We start from the raw sequence: 15464 nt of genomic DNA on the forward strand, positions 1-15464 counted from the left end.
ATCACGAACGTCGATGCTATTGCTCGGTAAATGACGATTCAAATGTAAGAGTTCACTAACCTTCCAGTAACACTCCCAACGTTTCCTTATAGTCATCAAACTGTCATCAACGCGCTATTGAGGCGATCTTTTGTCATCTCATAGCTTTGAATAACAAGGACGGTTTGGAGAATCATGCTGGAAATGTTACCGGGCACACAGACCAAAACGCGCAAGCCTCTTTCATCTTCGACGCTTGCATCCATGCTCTTGTCGGTTGTTCTCGTTGCCTGCGGGGGCGGAGGCGGCAGCGATAGTTCATCGACACCCGCAACCAGCGCAAGCGGATCGCCGACGAGCTCAGCGAGTGCAACGCCGGAAGCGTCGGCGCCTGCTCAAGGCGGAAGCACTGCGCCGGATAACAATCCGCAGGCGAACGACTCCGGATCGTCGACACCACCTGCCGATAGCGGTACGACGCCAGCCGCAGGCACCGATACCGGCGCTTCAACCCCTGCCACGTCGGACAACGGCGCATCCACGCCGGTCGTCATCGGCAACATCCTGCTGCCTGCCAAGGTAAGCATCACGACAGACGGCGCCGCACCGATCGCCGACAAAGTGAACTATGTAGGCGCGACGATCAGCATCGCGCAAACCGACAGCAACTACGTCTATTCAGGCCGGGCCTCCATTCGCGGACGCGGCCATAGCACCTGGGACATGCCGAAGAAGCCGTACAAGATCAAGCTCGACGAGAAGGCCGGCTTGCTCGGCTTGCCCAAGGACAAGAACTGGGTCCTGCTGGCGAACTACTCCGACAAGACCTTGTTGCGCAATCGCGCGGCCTTCGAGCTGGGCAAGCGACTCGGCATGGACTGGACGCCGCGTGATCTGCCTGTCGAAGTGACGTTGAACGGCGAATACCTGGGTGTCTACGATCTGGTTGAATCGGTCCGTGTGGACAAGAACCGCGTCAATATCGCCGACACGGATAACACCGTTACTCCGGAGAATACCGGCTTCATTCTCGAGATCAACGAGCGTCTGGATGGCGATTCATGCTGGACCACGACGCATGGTGTTCCGCTCTGTATCGATACGCCGTCGCCGGCGTCGGATGCACAGGCGGCGTACATCAGGCAATACGTGCAGGCCGCCGAGGATGCGCTGTTCTCGGATGCCGCCACGGATTCCGCTTCCGGCTATGAGAAATACTTCGACGTCTCCGCGCTGATCAACTGGTATCTCGTCAATGAGCTGTTCAAGAACCAGGATGCGCAAGGTTATGCGAGCATCTATCTCTACAAGGAAGTCGGCGGCAAGCTGAAATTCGGTCCGCTCTGGGACTTCGACATCGGCGCCGGCAACGTCAATTATTCGGGCGCGCAGTATCCGCTTGGATGGTGGATCGCCGACAACAAGTGGATCTCGCGCATGAAGAGTGTGGATCCCACCTTCGAGACGCGCGTGCGGGCCAAATGGGCGGCAGCGAAGGCCGCGCAAATCGATACCTTGCCCGCGTATTTCGATACCAGCGCGGCGGCGCTCGTATCGAGCGGAGGCGAGGCGCGCAACTTCCAGCGCTGGCCGATTCTCGACCAGTCCGTGTGGCCGAATCCGGTCGTGACCGGCTCGTATCAAGGCGAGATCGACTATGTGAAGAACTGGCTCCAGCAACGCACGACCTGGCTGGACGAGAATCTCTGATCTTGCATGAGGACCCGGGCGCCAGGCGCGCTCGGGTTTGCCCCTAGTTCGCGATAAACAAATGGAATTGCTTCACGAGGAATATTGATTGGATTTCTAACAGTCGCGGACCTATTGTGCGTCAGTCCAATGCCGCAATGCGCGCGTGCGGATCGATAAAACGGCCTCGCCGATTAGAACAAAACATCCAGGAGACTTTCCCATGGAGCAATCCTCCACGGCGCCGCGCGTGCCGGAGTCAGACGCCGGCGGCGTCCATCACCTCGCTACCAGCGATCAGGCCTCACCCCGGATCAAACGCATCCAGCGTACCGCGCTGGCCCTGCTGCTTTTGAGCGGTGTCATCAATTACATCGACCGCGCCACCCTGTCCATCGCCAATCCGCTGATCCGCCAGGATTTGGGATTGTCGGTCGCTGAGATGGGCTTGCTGCTTTCCGCGTTTTTGTGGGCCTATGCGTTTGCCCAATTGCCGGCCGGCGCACTGGTCGATCGCTTCGGCGCGCGGGTCATGCTCGCCGTCAGTCTCGCGACGTGGTCGGTGGCGCAGGCGTTCGGCGGCGTCGTGACCAGCTTCAGCCAGTTCTTCGCTGCGCGCATGGTGCTCGGCGTCGGCGAGGCGCCGCAATTTCCGACGAGCGCCAAGGTCGTCCGCGACTGGTTCGGCAAGAAGGAACGCGGCGCGGCGACCGGCATCTGGAACAGTTCATCGACGCTCGGCACCGCGATCTCGGCGCCGCTCCTGACGGTCGTCATGCTGAGCGTGGGGTGGCGCTGGATGTTCGGCATCATGGGGATCGCCGGTCTCGTGGTGGCGCTGTGCTTCTATCTCGTGCACCGCGATCCGCGGCAAGTGGACCTGACCCACAGCGAGCGCGCCTATCTGACCGACGTCGAAGGAGAAGCCCAGACGCGTCCGACCTGGAGCGACTGGCGTCGCCTGTTCGAGTTCGGCACGACGTGGGGCATGCTGCTGGGCTTCTTCGGCACCATCTACGTGCTGTGGCTGTACAACGCGTGGCTGCCGACTTACCTGCAGATGGAGTTCCACCTGACCATCTCCAAGTCCGGATGGGTCGCGGCGGTGCCCTATCTGTTCGGCGTCGTGGGCAGCCTGTCCGGCGGGAAGATCTGCGACGTGCTCGCGCGCCGGGGCGTCTCCGCGATCAACAGCCGCAAGTACCCGATGGCCGCCTCGCTGGCCGGCGTCGCGGTGTTCACGGTCCTGACCGGCCTCACGCACAGCGCGATGCTGGCGGTTGTCTTCATCTCGATCTCGATGTTGCTGCTCTACGTATCGAGCAGCGCGGCCTGGGCGACGGCATCGGTTGCGGCGCCCGCCAACTGCACGGCGTCCATTGGCGCCATGCAGAACTTCGGCGGCTACTTCGGTGGCGCGCTGGCGCCGGTGGTCACGGGCTTCATCGTGCAGCAGTCGCACTCGTTCCAGCCCGCGTTGTTCGTAGGCGCAGGCGTGGCGGCGGTTGCCGTCATCGGCTACTGGCTGCTGGTGCGTGGCCCCATTCCTCCGGCTGCGCTCAGCCGGGACGCATAACCTCAGTGCAACAAGCGAGAGCCTTGGGCTCTCGCTTGCCTTCATCCAGCCAGGACTTCCGGAAGCCGAATATCGTAGCGCTGCGCACAAGCTGAAAGTGCCGGCGCGATGGTCGGATGCAATGCTACCCCTTCGCGCAGTTGTTCGCGCTTGAGCGCGAGTCCACGATCACCCGGCATGCGCACGCTCGATGTGCCGGGACGCGGCGGGTTATCGCGGCACGCTTCGCCGATCCAGTCCATCTGCCGCGTGAATGCGGCGGGGCCGCCGAATGCCGCCGGATCATAAAGCGACAGGAAGACGGTGGCGCCCCAGCCATCGGCGGGATCGGCCCGGCCGTGACCTGCAAGACCGCCCGTCAGCGCCTCGATCAATAGCGCCAGCCCGAAGCCCTTGTGCCCGTACGTCATGCCGCCGACCGGAAGAATGGAGCCCGGCGGATCGGCGGACAGCACGCCGGGATCGCCGCTCGGATTTCCCTCTGCATCGAGAAAACACGCCTCCTCGAAGACTTGCCCGGCCTTGTGCTGGCGCGCGGTCATGCCGTTCGTCACGGTCGATGCCGAGATGTCGATCAGGAACGGCGTGCCCGACGTCGGGATGCCCGCTGCGATCGGATTAGGCGTGAAGACCGAGCGCGTGCCGCCATGAGGCGCCACGCTCTGCACGGCCGGATCGGAACTGCTGAGCACGATCAGGAAGCCTTCGCCCGTGGCCTTCTCCAGATAACTCGCCAGGCACGCGATATGGTGACTGCGCCGGATCACCAGCGTCGCGCTGCCATGCTCACGCGCCTTCGGCACCAGTGCATCGATGCCGCTCAACACCAGCCAGGGGCCGGGAAGACGGCGGCCGTCCCATAGAAGGCTTGCGCCTCGCTCCGAGATGACTTCGGGTTCGCCGGAGCAGGTCATCGTGCCGCGCTCGATCTCGCCGATATAACCCGGCAGCAAGGCGAGGCCATGTGTGTCGTGTCCCATCAGGTCGCCGTCCAGCAGCGTCTGCGCGACCGCTTGCGCCTTGACCTCTTCCATGCCGGCCTTGACGAGCAGACGCCGTGCGAAGTCCTGCAATGCATCGGCGCGATATCGGACTCGTGCATTCATCGTGAGTGTGTCCGTAAAAGTGATTGAAGCAATTGTTCGGAGACTGCCGCTTGCCTGATTGCAGGAAGCCGGTCTGAATTGTCCTTTGGGCTTTCGATAAAGGTCCAATCGCGAATTGCGTAAAATCAATTCCATCTGGTTATGAGTCGGCGTTTCCCTTCCTAGGTCTTACCCTTATGCCGCAAGATTCCACGCTGTCCGCTGCGCAAGTGCTGCCCAAGCTGCGCTTCAGGCATCTCCAGTTGCTGGAGCTGCTTGGACGCACGCGCAACCTGCGCATCGCGGCCGAGCAGATGCATGTCACCCAGCCGGCCGCTACCAAGATCCTGAGCGACCTGGAAGCGCTGTTCGGCGCGCCGCTGTTCGAGCGGCTGCCGCGCGAGATGCGGCCCACGGACCTCGGTCTGCTCTCGGTGCGCTATGCCACCACGACGCTGTCCAATCTCGGCAAGTTCTCGAACGAGTTCGCGACGTTAAAGAACGGCGGTTATGGTCATCTCACGGTGGGCTTTATTCCGGCGTCCGCCGCTCAACTCGTGACGGCCGCCATCAAGGAGCTTCAGCGCAGGCGGCCGAGACTCATCATCAGGCTGGTCGAGCAGAGCAGCGATCAACTCGCCACCTGGCTCGAGGAAAGACGGCTGGACGTCATGATCGGGCGGCCCACCGAGCCGCGCCATCAGGCGCTATTCCATGTGGTCGATCTGCTGGCGGAGCCGGCGCGCGTGGTGGTCGGGCGGCATCATCCGTTGCTGAAGCGGCGGCGCATGGAGATTGCCGATCTGGGCGAATGGCCGTGGATCCTGTACCCGCAGGGCACCGCCATGCGGCTGCTGTTCGAAGAGACGTTCGCGGCAACGGGCTTGCTGCCGCCGGTGGGCATCGTGGAGACGCCGTCGATCTTCACGACGCTGGAACTGTTGCAGGCCACCGACATGATCTCCCTGCAACCCCAGGCGGCGATGGACAAATACGTGAAGCACGGGCTGCTCGGCTATCTCGACGTGCCGATACGGCGGACGATGTCGAACTACAGCGTGCTGACGCGGAAGGAAGACACCATTTCGCAGGCGGCGGAGGAATTCGTGGCCATCGTGCTGGGCATCGCGGCGCAATGCCAGCCGGAGGCTCGCTCGCTCAGTCTCGCGCCCCCTCCCTCAGCAGTTCGATAAGGCGCGCCGCAATCGGCGAAAGCACGCTGCCGCGCCGCGTGACAATGCCGAAGGTCTGCGACGGCGAGCGCAGCGCAATCGGCAGGATGCTCAGCATCTTGTGGCGCGCGAACATGTCGGCGATATCGGTGGGCAAAAGCGAAGCGAGATCGCGTCCCTGATTGAGCAGCGCGACCGTCACGAACGTGGAGGCGGTCGAGACCGTGTTCGGCGGCATGTCGATGCCGGCCAGATCCATCTCGCGCTCCAGCAGTTCGCGCAGCGGCATCTTGCTCGGATAGGTCACCCATCGGCAATGCGCGAGGTCGTGCATGTCGAGCGGCTTGCGCGAACGCGGCGCCGAGCGATAACCCACGACCACGGACAAGGGCTCGTCGGCGAGCTTCACATAGCGGTACTTCGCCGGTTGCGCGCTGACCGCCGAGCGCCCGATGACCAGGTCGAGCCGCCCTTCGTCGAGTTGCGTCAACATGCGCGCGCTCGTGTCCTCGACGATTTCAATGGTTACGTCCGGCCGTTCCGCGTGCAGCGCATCGAGCGCCGGCACGACGTGCGCGGGAATCGCGCCCATGATCGCGCCGATGGACAGCCGTCCGCCGCGCCCCGCCTTGATGTCGGTCAGGTCGTGGCACAACTGCGTCAGGTCCGTCGTCAGCAGCCTTGCATAGTCGATGACGCGCCGCCCGTACGCGTTCGGAATCATGCCGGAGGCGGAGCGTTCGAAGAGCGCGGCATCGAGCATGGTTTCGAGTTCATGCAGGGCCTTGCTGGCTGCGGATTGCGTGATCGACATCACGACGGCCGCCTTGTGCAGCGACTTGTGTTCGTCGAGCGCAATCAGAAGTTGCAGTTGCTTCATGCGCAACCTCGACAGCAGCATTTGGACGGTCTTCATCGGCGAGTAGAAAAAGTGATCGGGGGATGGAAACAATTCAATATACAGGGGCCGAAGGGCGCCCGTATATTGAGCCCCGGAGACAATCACCAGAGACCCGCCAGACGGGCCAGCTCAATGCACGATACCCACGCATCTTCCGGCGGCGTCATCACTGAAGCCGCTGCACGTCCCCTGGTCATCCGCCTGCATCGTGACGATGACGTCGTCATTGCACGGGAACAACTCATCGGCGGCACCCGTCTTCCTGCCGAGAACATCGCCGTATCCGGACTGATTCCGCCGGGCCACAAGGTGGCGACGCGCAGCATCGCCGCGGGCGAAGCGGTCAAGCGCTATGGCCAGATCATCGGCTTCGCGAGCCGCGCGATCGAGGCGGGCGAGCACGTTCATATTCATAACCTCGCGATGGGCGAGTTCGATCGCGATTACGCGTTCTGCGTCGATGCCCGTCCGACGCCCCGCGCCGCCGCACCTGCGATCTTCGACGGCATCGTGCGCGCCGATGGCCGCATCGCCACGCGCAATTACATCGGCATCTTGACCTCGGTGAACTGCTCCGCCACGGTGGCGCGGGCTATCGCGGATCACTTCCGCCGCGACACACATCCCGATGCGCTCGCGGCCTTCCCGAACGTCGACGGCGTCGTGGCGCTCACGCACGGCGTGGGCTGCGCGGTGGACCCGGAAGGAGAAGGGCTCGCGCTCCTGCAGCGCACGCTCGGCGGCTATGCGGTGCATCCGAACTTCGCGGGCGTGCTCGTGATCGGGCTCGGCTGCGAGACGAACCAGATCGCGCGCCTCCTGGAGACGCAAGGGCTAGAGGAAGCGCCTTCGTTGCAGACCTTCAACATCCAGGAGACGGGCGGCACGGCGAAGACCATCGCGCACGGCATCGAACGCGTGCAGGCGATGCTCGCGGTGGCGAATCGCGTGGAACGTCAGCCGGTGCCGGCGTCGCATTTGATTGTCGGGCTGCAATGCGGCGGCTCGGATGGTTACTCGGGCATTTCAGGCAATCCGGCGCTGGGCGCGGCGGTCGATCTGCTGGTGGCGAACGGCGGCACCGCGATCCTCTCGGAGACGCCTGAGATCTACGGCGCGGAACATCTGCTGACGCGCCGCGCAGTGAGTCGCGAAGTGGGCGAGAAGCTCGTCGCGCGGATTCACTGGTGGGAAGACTACTGCGCGCGCAACCGCGCGGCGATGAACAACAATCCTTCGGCGGGCAACAAGGCCGGCGGCCTGACGACGGTGCTCGAAAAGTCCCTCGGCGGCATTGCGAAAGCGGGCGAATCGAATCTCGTCGAAGTCTATGAATACGCCGAACGCGTCGCTGCGAAAGGCCTCGTGTTCATGGATACGCCTGGCTATGACCCGATCTCGGCGACGGGACAAGTGGCGGGCGGCGCGAACCTGATCTGCTTCACGACGGGACGCGGTTCGGCATACGGCTGCGCGCCGACGCCTTCGCTCAAGATCGCCACCAACGATGCGCTGTGGAACCGCCAGGCAGAAGACATCGACCTGAACTGCGGTCCCATTCTGAGCGGCGAGAAGAGCATCGAACAGATGGGCGCCGAGCTCTTCCAGATGATGCTCGACGCTGCTTCCGGCAAGCGCACGCGCAGTGAGATTCACGGCTACGGGCAGAACGAATTCGTGCCCTGGCAGATCGGCGCGATCACATAAGCGCATTTCACTTCACTCTTACACGTCAACAGCATGTCAAACGATAGCCACTATCGCGGCGTCTTTCCGGTCGTCCCGACGATTTTCAACGACGCAGGCGCACTCGACCTCGACGGCCAGAAGCGCTGCATCGACTTCATGATCGATGCGGGTTCGAACGGCCTGAGCATTCTCGCGAACTTCTCCGAGCAGTTCGTCCTCACCGACAATGAACGCGACGCCATCATGCACGCGGTGCTCGAACACGTGGCCGGCCGCGTGCCGGTCATCGTCACGACGACGCACTTCAGCAGCGAAGTTTGCGCACAGCGCAGCCGGGCCGCAGAAGCCGCGGGTGCGGCGATGGTAATGATCATGCCGCCGTACCATGGCGCGACCATCCGCGTGACCGAGAAGGGCATCTACGAGTTCTTCAGCAAGGTGTCGGACGCGCTCCGCATTCCGATCATGATCCAGGACGCGCCTGTCGCGGGCACGCCGCTGTCCGCGCCGTTTCTCGCGCGCATGGCGCGTGAGATCGAGCACGTGTCGTACTTCAAGATCGAGACGGCACAGGCCGCGGCGAAGCTGCGCGAGCTCATCGAGCTGGGCGGCGACAGCGTGATCGGTCCGTGGGACGGCGAGGAAGCCATCACGCTGATGCCCGATCTCGATGCAGGCGCGACTGGTTCGATGACCGGCGGCGGTTATCCGGACGGCATTCGCAAGATCGTCGATGCGCATCAGCGCGGCGATCGCGAAACGGCGGCCGCGCTCTATCAGCAATGGCTCCCGCTCATCAACTACGAAAACCGCCAATGCGGGCTTGCCGCCTGCAAGATCCTGATGAAGGAGGGCGGCGTCATCGGCTCGGAAGCCGTGCGTCATCCGCTGGCGCCCGTGCATCCGAAGATCCGCGAAGGCCTGCTCGAAGTCGCGCGCCGTCTGGATCCGCTCGTGCTGCGCTGGGGCCGCTGAACATCTTTCGCCCGCAATAAGGGCACACCGCTACGGCTTACTTCACAAAAACAATCAGGAGACAGGACATGGATGTGTCCGGTGTACAGACTGCCCGAATGACGAGCGTGCGATGGAAGATCTTTCTTCTTCTACTGCTGCTCGTGTCGATCAACTATATCGATCGCGCGGCGCTGTCCGTCGCGATGCCGGCCATCGCGGCGGAATTCGATCTCTCGCCCGAGCGGCAAGGCCTCATTCTCAGCTCGTTTTTCTGGACCTATCTCTTCATGCAGGTGCCTTCGGGCATGCTCGCCGACCGCCTGAAGCCGCGTGCGCTGATCGCGTGGGCGACCATCGGCTGGGGTGCATTCCAGGCGCTCGGCGCGCTCTGCACGGGCTGGTTCGCGTTGCTGCTGACGCGTCTCGGTCTCGGCATCACGGAAGCGCCGATCTATCCGGGCGGCGGCAAGCTCAACGCGCTCTGGCTCACGCAGAACGAGAAGACGCGCGGCGCATCCATCGTCGATGCAGGCAGCGCGCTGGGCTCGGGCGTAGGCGCGGTGGTGGTCGCGACGCTGATGACGTGGTTCGGCTCGTGGCGCGCGGCGTTCGTCGTGGCGGGCGTCGGTACGATTCTCTGCGGCATCTGGGCATGGTGGTACATCCGCAATACGCCGCGCGAGCATCCGTCGATCAGCCAGGCGGAAATAGATTATATCGAGCGCGCGCATGCGGAAGAGGACGCACGCGAGCCGAAGACCGCAGCGGGCGGTTCGATGCTGCGCTTCTTCGGCTTCCGTTCCGTGTGGGGCATGTGTGCGAGCCACACGTGTACCAACCTGATCTTCTTCGGCCTGATGACCTGGCTGCCGACCTATCTCTACAAGGCACATGGTTTCGATCTGAAGTCGCTCGGCGGCGCGACCTTCATCATCTTCTTCGCGGGTTTCGTCGGCGAAGTGATCGCCGGATCGCTCGCGGACAAGTGGAAGGCGGCGGGCGGTAGTTCGAACCTGGTGTATCGCAGCATGATGATGATCGGCGCATTCGCGGTGGCCGCGTCCATGCTCGGCGTCGCCAACGTGCGCGCACCGTTCGCCGTGGTCGGGCTGTTGTGCGTCGCGCTGTTCTTCCTGCGCTGGTGCGGCGGCTGCAACTGGGCGACGCCTGCCATGCTCGCCACCCGTGCGCGCACCGGCACGCTGAATGGCATCATGAATTTTGTAGGCAATATTGCAGGCATCTTCGTGCCGATCTTCATCGGCTATATCGTGCAGACGACCGGCTCGTACTTCCTTGCGCTGATGTTCTTCGTCGCTGTCGCGGTGTTCCAGATGATCGTGGTGCTGGCGATCGACTATCAGAAGAAGCTGCCGGTTTGAGGACAGACGAGACCATGCAGCGTCGTCTTTATTCCGGAAACGACCCGCGCCGCGCGCACAGCATCGATGACTTGCGCGCGATGGCGGCGCGGCGCGTGCCTAACTTCTGCTTCGAATACGTGGAAGGCGGCGCGGAAGAGGAAGCCACATTGCGGCGCAATCGCGACGTGTTCGCGGAGATCGCGTTCAGGCCGCGCTCGCTCGTGGATGTCTCGAAGCGCGACATCGGCATCAACCTCTTCGGGAAGCGCAGCGCGGCGCCGTTCATGATCGCGCCGACGGGTTTCAGCGGCTTGCTGTCACACGAAGGCGACATCGCGCTGGCAGGTGCGGCGGCTGCAGCCGGCATTCCGTTCATCCTGAGCAATGCGTCGACCGTGCCGCTCGAACGCGTGATCGAGCGTGCGGGCGGACGCGTGTGGATGCAGGTCTACATGTACCGCACGCGCGACTTCGTGGCGAAGCTCGCGGAGCGTGCGCAACTTGCAGGCGTCGAAGCGCTCGTGGTGACCACCGACAGCGCCATCTACGGCAAGCGCGAATGGGATCTGCGCAACTACGCGCGTCCGCTCAAGCTCGACATGCGCAACACGCTTGATGTGCTCGCGCATCCGCGCTGGATGCTCGACGTGCTATGGCCGCACGGCATGCCGCGTTTCGCCAATCTTGGCGATCTGCTCCCGCCGGGGCAGGACAGCGTGCGCGGCGCGGCGTCGGCGCTGGCGAAGGAACTGGATCCGTCGTTGTCCTGGGAGGACATTCGCTGGCTGCGTGATCGCTGGCCGGGACGGCTCATCGTGAAGGGGCTGCTGCATCCGGACGATGCGGTGCGCGCCGCGTCGCTGGGCGCGGACGGCATCGTGCTGTCGAATCATGGCGGGCGACAGCTCGACGGCTCCATCTCGGCCATGGACGTGTTGCCCGACGTCGTCGATGCCGTGAAGGGGCGCCTTGCCGTGATGCTCGACGGCGGCTTCCGGCGCGGCGGCGATATCGTCAAGGCCATGGCGTATGGCGCGGATGCAGTGCTCGTCGGCCGTGCGACGACGTATGGACTTGCGGCGGGCGGCCGTGCGGGCGTGGATCGCGCGATCGAGATACTGAAGACCGAGGTCGATCGCGTGATCGGCTTGCTGGGCTGTGGGAGCATCGGCGCGCTGGATCGGCAGTATGTGAAGTGGAGCCTGCGTGCAGCAGCGCTGGAACAGGCACATGAGATGGAGTTGCAATGAACGTGACCGGACAGGAAGCGACACCGGCGGCGCGCATCGAGCGTGTCGGCATGGTGGGATTGGGACTGATGGGCAGCGCCATCGCGGGCCAGGTGCTCAATAAGGGGTTCAGGCTGTCGGCGCTCGCGCATCGCAGCCGCACGGCGATCGATGCGCTCGTCGCCCGGGGGGCAACGGAAAGCGCCAGTGCGGCCGAGCTGGCGCGCAACGCCGATGTCATCATCATCTGCGTGACCGGCACGCCTCAAGTGCGCGATGTCGTGTTTCGCGAGGACGGTCTGCTTGCGGGCGCGCATGAAGGGTTGATCGTCATCGACAGCAGCACGTCCGATCCCGAGTTCGCGAAGGAAGCCGCCGCCGCGTTTGAAAAGAAGGGCGCAAGCTTTCTCGATGCGCCGGTGAACCGCACGCCGAAGGAAGCGCGCGAAGGGCGCTTGAATGTGCTCGTCGGCGGGGAGGCGGGCGTGCTCGACCGCGTGCGTCCATTGATGGCCGCGTATGCGGAGACCGTGCATCATCTCGGCGGCCACGGCGCGGGCTATTGTGCGAAGCTGGTTCATAACTTCATCGCACAGGCCAATGGCGCGATCCTCGCGGAAGCTTTCGGTACGGCGGCGAAGGCCGGTCTCGACCTGCACGAATTCGCCGCCGTGTGCCGCCTGAGCGGGGCGCACAGCAAGACCTTCGATCGGATCATGCCGTATCTGCTGGAAGGCGACGACAGCGGTCAGCAGTTCGCCATCCGCAATGCCGCGAAAGATATGCGCTCGTATGCGCAACTCGCGTCGGCGCAGTCGTCGACGGCGGTGATCGCGGAAGCAGTGCGGCAGATGTATGTGCTGGCGACCAATCTCGGACATGGCGAGGCTTATGTGCCGCACATGTTCGATGTGTTGCGGGAATTGAATGGGTTGCGGTAGGGTGTGACGGAAGAGGCGGGGGCGACGGCACGCGCCTTCCCTATTCCTGGATATTTGTTTTGAGACGAGTATTGAGGCAATATGCGGTCGTGGTTGGAATGACGGATTAACAGCGCTCCACGGCACACGCTTGGCGCTGAAGATGCGAAGCGTTTTGTGGATATATGAATGAACAGATGGGTCGTTATCTCCGGTTGTTCTGGCGGCGGTAAGTCCACGTTGCTGGCTGAGCTGAAGCGGCGCGGTTATACCGTTGTCGAGGAGCCTGGCAGACGGATCGTGGAGGCAGAGATACGCGCCAACCGCACCGCGCTTCCTTGGACTGATCCAGTTGCTTTCTTGCGTCGCGCCGTTGCCATGGCGCTCGAAGATCGGGCCTCGATTGAATCGGGCAGAGAAGCGGATCGCTGGGTCTTCTTCGATCGAGGTTTGATCGATGCCGCCGCGGGCCTTCAATACCTGACCGGCGAGCCGCTCCTGGCAGAGTTCGGGCGACTGCATCGCTATCATCAGCGCGTGTTCCTGGCGCCACCGTGGCCGGAGATTGATGTTCAGGACCCGGAGCGAAGGCACAGCCTCAAGGATGCGATAGAGGAGTATTCGAGACTTCTCGACGCATATCCAGCGCTTGGCTACGAGGTCTGCATTCTTCCCAAAGTCGGCGTGGCCCAGCGTGCGGATCTCCTGCTGGATGGGCTTCTGATATAGCCGATTCGAACGGCGACGTGTGTACGAAGATCAACGTGATCGCAATCCCTCAGATTGCTTCTCCAGCCCTTTTCTCTCGCCGATGCCGATGAGGCGTATCAGTGCATCACGCCTTCGCTTACGCGTTACATGGCATGGGAGCCACCGGAAAGCCCCGACGAATTCGCGAAGGTCTGGGAGGCGTGGATACATGCATACGCTAACGAGACGGACCTGGTCTTTGCGGTCCGGGAGAAGCACGACCGCCGCTTCCTGGGAATCGTTGGGCTGCACGACTTGCAGACAAGCGTGCCGGAACTCGGCATATGGATTCGTGAAGATTGCCACGGAAACGGATTCGGACAGGAAGCAATGACTTGCCTTTACGTATGGGCAAGTGCGAAATTCGATCGTTCGAGTTTCAGCTATCCGGTGGCTGAGGATAATCATGCGAGCCGTCGCATCGCGGAATCACTGGGTGGTGTGGTGGCGGATCGCCGCCAGACGCCAAAATATCGCTCTGTCTTGTACTGCATTCGGCGCCATGATCCTGAAGTCGAGTCGCGGCGCCCAGCTGGACCAATCAACGATCAACAAGGGTGACCTGATTTCGGCCCTGTCGCCAGACGCGGGTCCGCTGCCGAACCGCACCCGGCGGCTAGCTGCTCGCGTAGAATCCACCGGACCGGCGCTGACCCGCCTCGACCCTGCCGACCCGGAGACACCATGCGTGCCGTGCTGAGCGTGTTATGCGCCTTGTCGCTTTTCTCTACCTTCAACAGCGCGGCACAAGCCGACATCATCGCTTCATGGCAAGCGACGCAGATGCCGCCACCGCCGCCGTTGAAGCCGTTCACCGTGACCGATCCTGCTCACACTGCCTTGCTGCTGCTGGATTTCGATACCAGCACCTGCAACACGAAGGAACGACCGACGTGCGCGGCCTCCTTGCCCTACGTCGAAGACCTGCTCAAGAAGGCACGCCGCGCGAACCTGATGATCGTCTATAGCCTGACGAGCACGGGCACGATGCAGGCTGTGCCGCCGTCCATCGCGGCTATCGGGGATGAAACGGTGGTGCAGTCGGGCGTCGACAAGTTCTTCGGAACGGATCTGGAGGCCGCGCTGAAGTCGAGGGGGATTCAGACGGTGATCGTGACCGGCACCATGGCGCACGGCGCGGTGCTGTACACTGCAAGCGAAGCCGCGTTGCGCGGCTTCAAGGTCGTCGTGCCGACCGACGGCATGTCGAGCAAGGACCCGTTCGGCGAAGTGTCGGCAGCGTGGGTGCTCGCGAATGCGCCGGCTGGCGTGAGCAGGAACGTCACGCTCAGCCGGTCGGGCATGATCGGGTTCGGGCAGTAGGGCGTCTCGGCCCTTTCAGCGGTCCAATAGCTCGGCTAAAGCAGTCAGGCTCGGAGCAAATGCGTCGAACCAGGCTTCATCGCCCGTATCCGGGTTGCCGCCCGGGCCGAACTCCAGCGGCCGGGGAATGAACGCGACACGAAAACCAAAAGCCTTCGCGGCCTCGAGATCGTACTTGTGGCAGGCCACCATCAGGATCTCGTTGGCATCCAGCCCGAAAGATCGCTGCGCGAGCGCGTACACCTTCGGATCGGGCTTGGAAGAGCGCACCAATTCGGCGGTCAACACGCAATCGAACGGCAGATCGTGCTGCTTGACGATGTGGATGAGGGACGACATCGAACCGTTTGAAAGCGTCGAAAGCGTGTATCGATCGCGTAATTGCATCAGGCCCGGTCGCGTATCCGGCCAAGGCTTCAGCGTGCTCCACGCCGCGCTCAGTTCAGTGCGGTCCTGCGGCGTCAACGCGTCTTCCCACGACGACGCTCGCAAGGCCGTGTCCAGGGTTTCCCGGTAGATCTGATCCGTCGAGCGCCAGCTCGTCGTGCCGTTGATGACTTCATCCAGCTGCACGCGATACGCGTGACGCCAATGCGCCAGCAAGCCGGACCACCCTTCGGCCGCCGCGTCCTTCACGGCGAACTTCGACCCAGCCTCGACAATCGTGCCGTAGAAATCCAGCAGCGTACCTTGCATGTCGAATGCGATGGCCTTGATGCTGCGTGCATCGAGCTTTGAATAAGCATGGGTCGCCGGGGATGATGCGCTGCTCGTGTTCATGCTTACCTCTCCGCGGGTCGTCCGCTAGTTTCGATCAGTTTTCACAGCGT

At 63.0% G+C, this 15464-nt stretch carries 15 protein-coding genes; 11 read left to right on the forward strand and 4 right to left on the reverse strand.

Annotated features, from left to right (window positions below; all coding sequences use genetic code 11):
- Positions 1–95 precede the first annotated feature (95 nt).
- On the reverse strand, positions 96–245 hold the full coding sequence (locus QCE83_RS16515) for a hypothetical protein (RefSeq protein WP_309812872.1): 150 nt from the start codon (positions 243–245) through the stop codon (positions 96–98).
- On the opposite strand from QCE83_RS16515, the gene QCE83_RS16520 reads away from it, so the two are divergent.
- Positions 244–1689, forward strand: coding sequence for a CotH kinase family protein (locus tag QCE83_RS16520; protein ID WP_309812875.1), 1446 nt, complete (start codon positions 244–246; stop codon positions 1687–1689). The genes QCE83_RS16515 and QCE83_RS16520 overlap by 2 nt on opposite strands.
- A gap of 202 nt (positions 1690–1891) precedes the next feature.
- Positions 1892–3244, forward strand: a complete 1353-nt coding sequence (locus tag QCE83_RS16525) for an MFS transporter (protein WP_309812880.1) — start codon at positions 1892–1894, stop codon at positions 3242–3244.
- A 41-nt stretch (positions 3245–3285) separates the two neighbouring features.
- On the opposite strand, the gene QCE83_RS16530 is transcribed toward QCE83_RS16525, so the two are convergent.
- Positions 3286–4350, reverse strand: coding sequence for an Ldh family oxidoreductase (locus tag QCE83_RS16530; protein WP_309812883.1), 1065 nt, complete (start codon positions 4348–4350; stop codon positions 3286–3288).
- A gap of 176 nt (positions 4351–4526) precedes the next feature.
- Here QCE83_RS16530 and QCE83_RS16535 point away from each other — a divergent pair, with 176 nt between their 5' ends.
- The gene (locus QCE83_RS16535; protein WP_309812886.1) at positions 4527–5522 is read left to right on the forward strand and encodes a LysR family transcriptional regulator; all 996 of its coding nucleotides are present in this window, start codon (positions 4527–4529) and stop codon (positions 5520–5522) included.
- Here the strand turns inward: QCE83_RS16535 and QCE83_RS16540 are convergent.
- Entirely contained in the window at positions 5488–6381 is an 894-nt protein-coding gene (locus tag QCE83_RS16540) for a LysR family transcriptional regulator (RefSeq protein WP_404984919.1), read from the reverse strand. The genes QCE83_RS16535 and QCE83_RS16540 overlap by 35 nt on opposite strands.
- 153 nt (positions 6382–6534) lie before the next feature.
- On the opposite strand from QCE83_RS16540, the gene QCE83_RS16545 reads away from it, so the two are divergent.
- From QCE83_RS16545 to QCE83_RS16580, 8 genes are all read left to right on the forward strand, one after another.
- Positions 6535–8109: an altronate dehydratase family protein gene (locus tag QCE83_RS16545; RefSeq protein WP_309812891.1), complete on the forward strand. Its 1575-nt coding sequence runs from the start codon at positions 6535–6537 to the stop codon at positions 8107–8109.
- Positions 8110–8142: 33 nt separating this feature from the next.
- Entirely contained in the window at positions 8143–9066 is a 924-nt protein-coding gene (locus QCE83_RS16550) for a dihydrodipicolinate synthase family protein (RefSeq protein WP_309812894.1), read from the forward strand.
- A gap of 68 nt (positions 9067–9134) precedes the next feature.
- On the forward strand, positions 9135–10430 hold the full coding sequence (locus QCE83_RS16555) for an MFS transporter (RefSeq protein WP_309812896.1): 1296 nt from the start codon (positions 9135–9137) through the stop codon (positions 10428–10430).
- Positions 10431–10444: 14 nt separating this feature from the next.
- A complete protein-coding gene (locus QCE83_RS16560; RefSeq protein WP_309812898.1) occupies positions 10445–11662 on the forward strand; it encodes an alpha-hydroxy acid oxidase in 1218 nt (405 codons plus the stop codon).
- Complete coding sequence (locus QCE83_RS16565; protein ID WP_309812904.1) at positions 11659–12582, forward strand: NAD(P)-dependent oxidoreductase; 924 nt, start codon at positions 11659–11661, stop codon at positions 12580–12582. Before QCE83_RS16560 ends, QCE83_RS16565 begins: the two co-directional genes overlap by 4 nt.
- Before the next feature lie 168 nt (positions 12583–12750).
- Positions 12751–13290, forward strand: a complete 540-nt coding sequence (locus tag QCE83_RS16570) for an AAA family ATPase (protein WP_309812908.1) — start codon at positions 12751–12753, stop codon at positions 13288–13290.
- Between the two features lie 54 nt (positions 13291–13344).
- Positions 13345–13872, forward strand: a complete 528-nt coding sequence (locus QCE83_RS16575) for a GNAT family N-acetyltransferase (protein ID WP_309812910.1) — start codon at positions 13345–13347, stop codon at positions 13870–13872.
- Between the two features lie 123 nt (positions 13873–13995).
- Positions 13996–14634: a cysteine hydrolase gene (locus QCE83_RS16580; RefSeq protein ID WP_309812913.1), complete on the forward strand. Its 639-nt coding sequence runs from the start codon at positions 13996–13998 to the stop codon at positions 14632–14634.
- Positions 14635–14649: 15 nt separating this feature from the next.
- Here the strand turns inward: QCE83_RS16580 and QCE83_RS16585 are convergent, their stop codons facing one another.
- A complete protein-coding gene (locus QCE83_RS16585; RefSeq protein ID WP_309812916.1) occupies positions 14650–15414 on the reverse strand; it encodes a haloacid dehalogenase type II in 765 nt (254 codons plus the stop codon).
- Positions 15415–15464 lie beyond the last annotated feature (50 nt).

It is taken from the genome of Caballeronia sp. LZ034LL (assembly GCF_031451215.1).
Taxonomy (GTDB): Bacteria; Pseudomonadota; Gammaproteobacteria; order Burkholderiales; family Burkholderiaceae; genus Caballeronia.

What these genes read in the sequence shown, in the direction of transcription:
- QCE83_RS16565 (WP_309812904.1), top strand. Translation starts at nt 11,659, where the DNA reads ATGAACGTGACCGGACAGGAAGCGACACCGGCGGCGCGCATCGAGCGT.
- QCE83_RS16540 (WP_404984919.1), bottom strand. Translation starts at nt 6,381, where the DNA reads ATGAAGCAACTGCAACTTCTGATTGCGCTCGACGAACACAAGTCGCTG.
- QCE83_RS16550 (WP_309812894.1), top strand. Translation starts at nt 8,143, where the DNA reads ATGTCAAACGATAGCCACTATCGCGGCGTCTTTCCGGTCGTCCCGACG.
- QCE83_RS16520 (WP_309812875.1), top strand. Translation starts at nt 244, where the DNA reads ATGCTCTTGTCGGTTGTTCTCGTTGCCTGCGGGGGCGGAGGCGGCAGC.
- QCE83_RS16585 (WP_309812916.1), bottom strand. Translation starts at nt 15,414, where the DNA reads ATGAACACGAGCAGCGCATCATCCCCGGCGACCCATGCTTATTCAAAG.
- QCE83_RS16545 (WP_309812891.1), top strand. Translation starts at nt 6,535, where the DNA reads ATGCACGATACCCACGCATCTTCCGGCGGCGTCATCACTGAAGCCGCT.
- QCE83_RS16560 (WP_309812898.1), top strand. Translation starts at nt 10,445, where the DNA reads ATGCAGCGTCGTCTTTATTCCGGAAACGACCCGCGCCGCGCGCACAGC.
- QCE83_RS16515 (WP_309812872.1), bottom strand. Translation starts at nt 245, where the DNA reads ATGGATGCAAGCGTCGAAGATGAAAGAGGCTTGCGCGTTTTGGTCTGT.
- QCE83_RS16580 (WP_309812913.1), top strand. Translation starts at nt 13,996, where the DNA reads ATGCGTGCCGTGCTGAGCGTGTTATGCGCCTTGTCGCTTTTCTCTACC.
- QCE83_RS16535 (WP_309812886.1), top strand. Translation starts at nt 4,527, where the DNA reads ATGCCGCAAGATTCCACGCTGTCCGCTGCGCAAGTGCTGCCCAAGCTG.
- QCE83_RS16555 (WP_309812896.1), top strand. Translation starts at nt 9,135, where the DNA reads ATGGATGTGTCCGGTGTACAGACTGCCCGAATGACGAGCGTGCGATGG.
- QCE83_RS16530 (WP_309812883.1), bottom strand. Translation starts at nt 4,350, where the DNA reads ATGAATGCACGAGTCCGATATCGCGCCGATGCATTGCAGGACTTCGCA.
- QCE83_RS16525 (WP_309812880.1), top strand. Translation starts at nt 1,892, where the DNA reads ATGGAGCAATCCTCCACGGCGCCGCGCGTGCCGGAGTCAGACGCCGGC.
- QCE83_RS16570 (WP_309812908.1), top strand. Translation starts at nt 12,751, where the DNA reads ATGAACAGATGGGTCGTTATCTCCGGTTGTTCTGGCGGCGGTAAGTCC.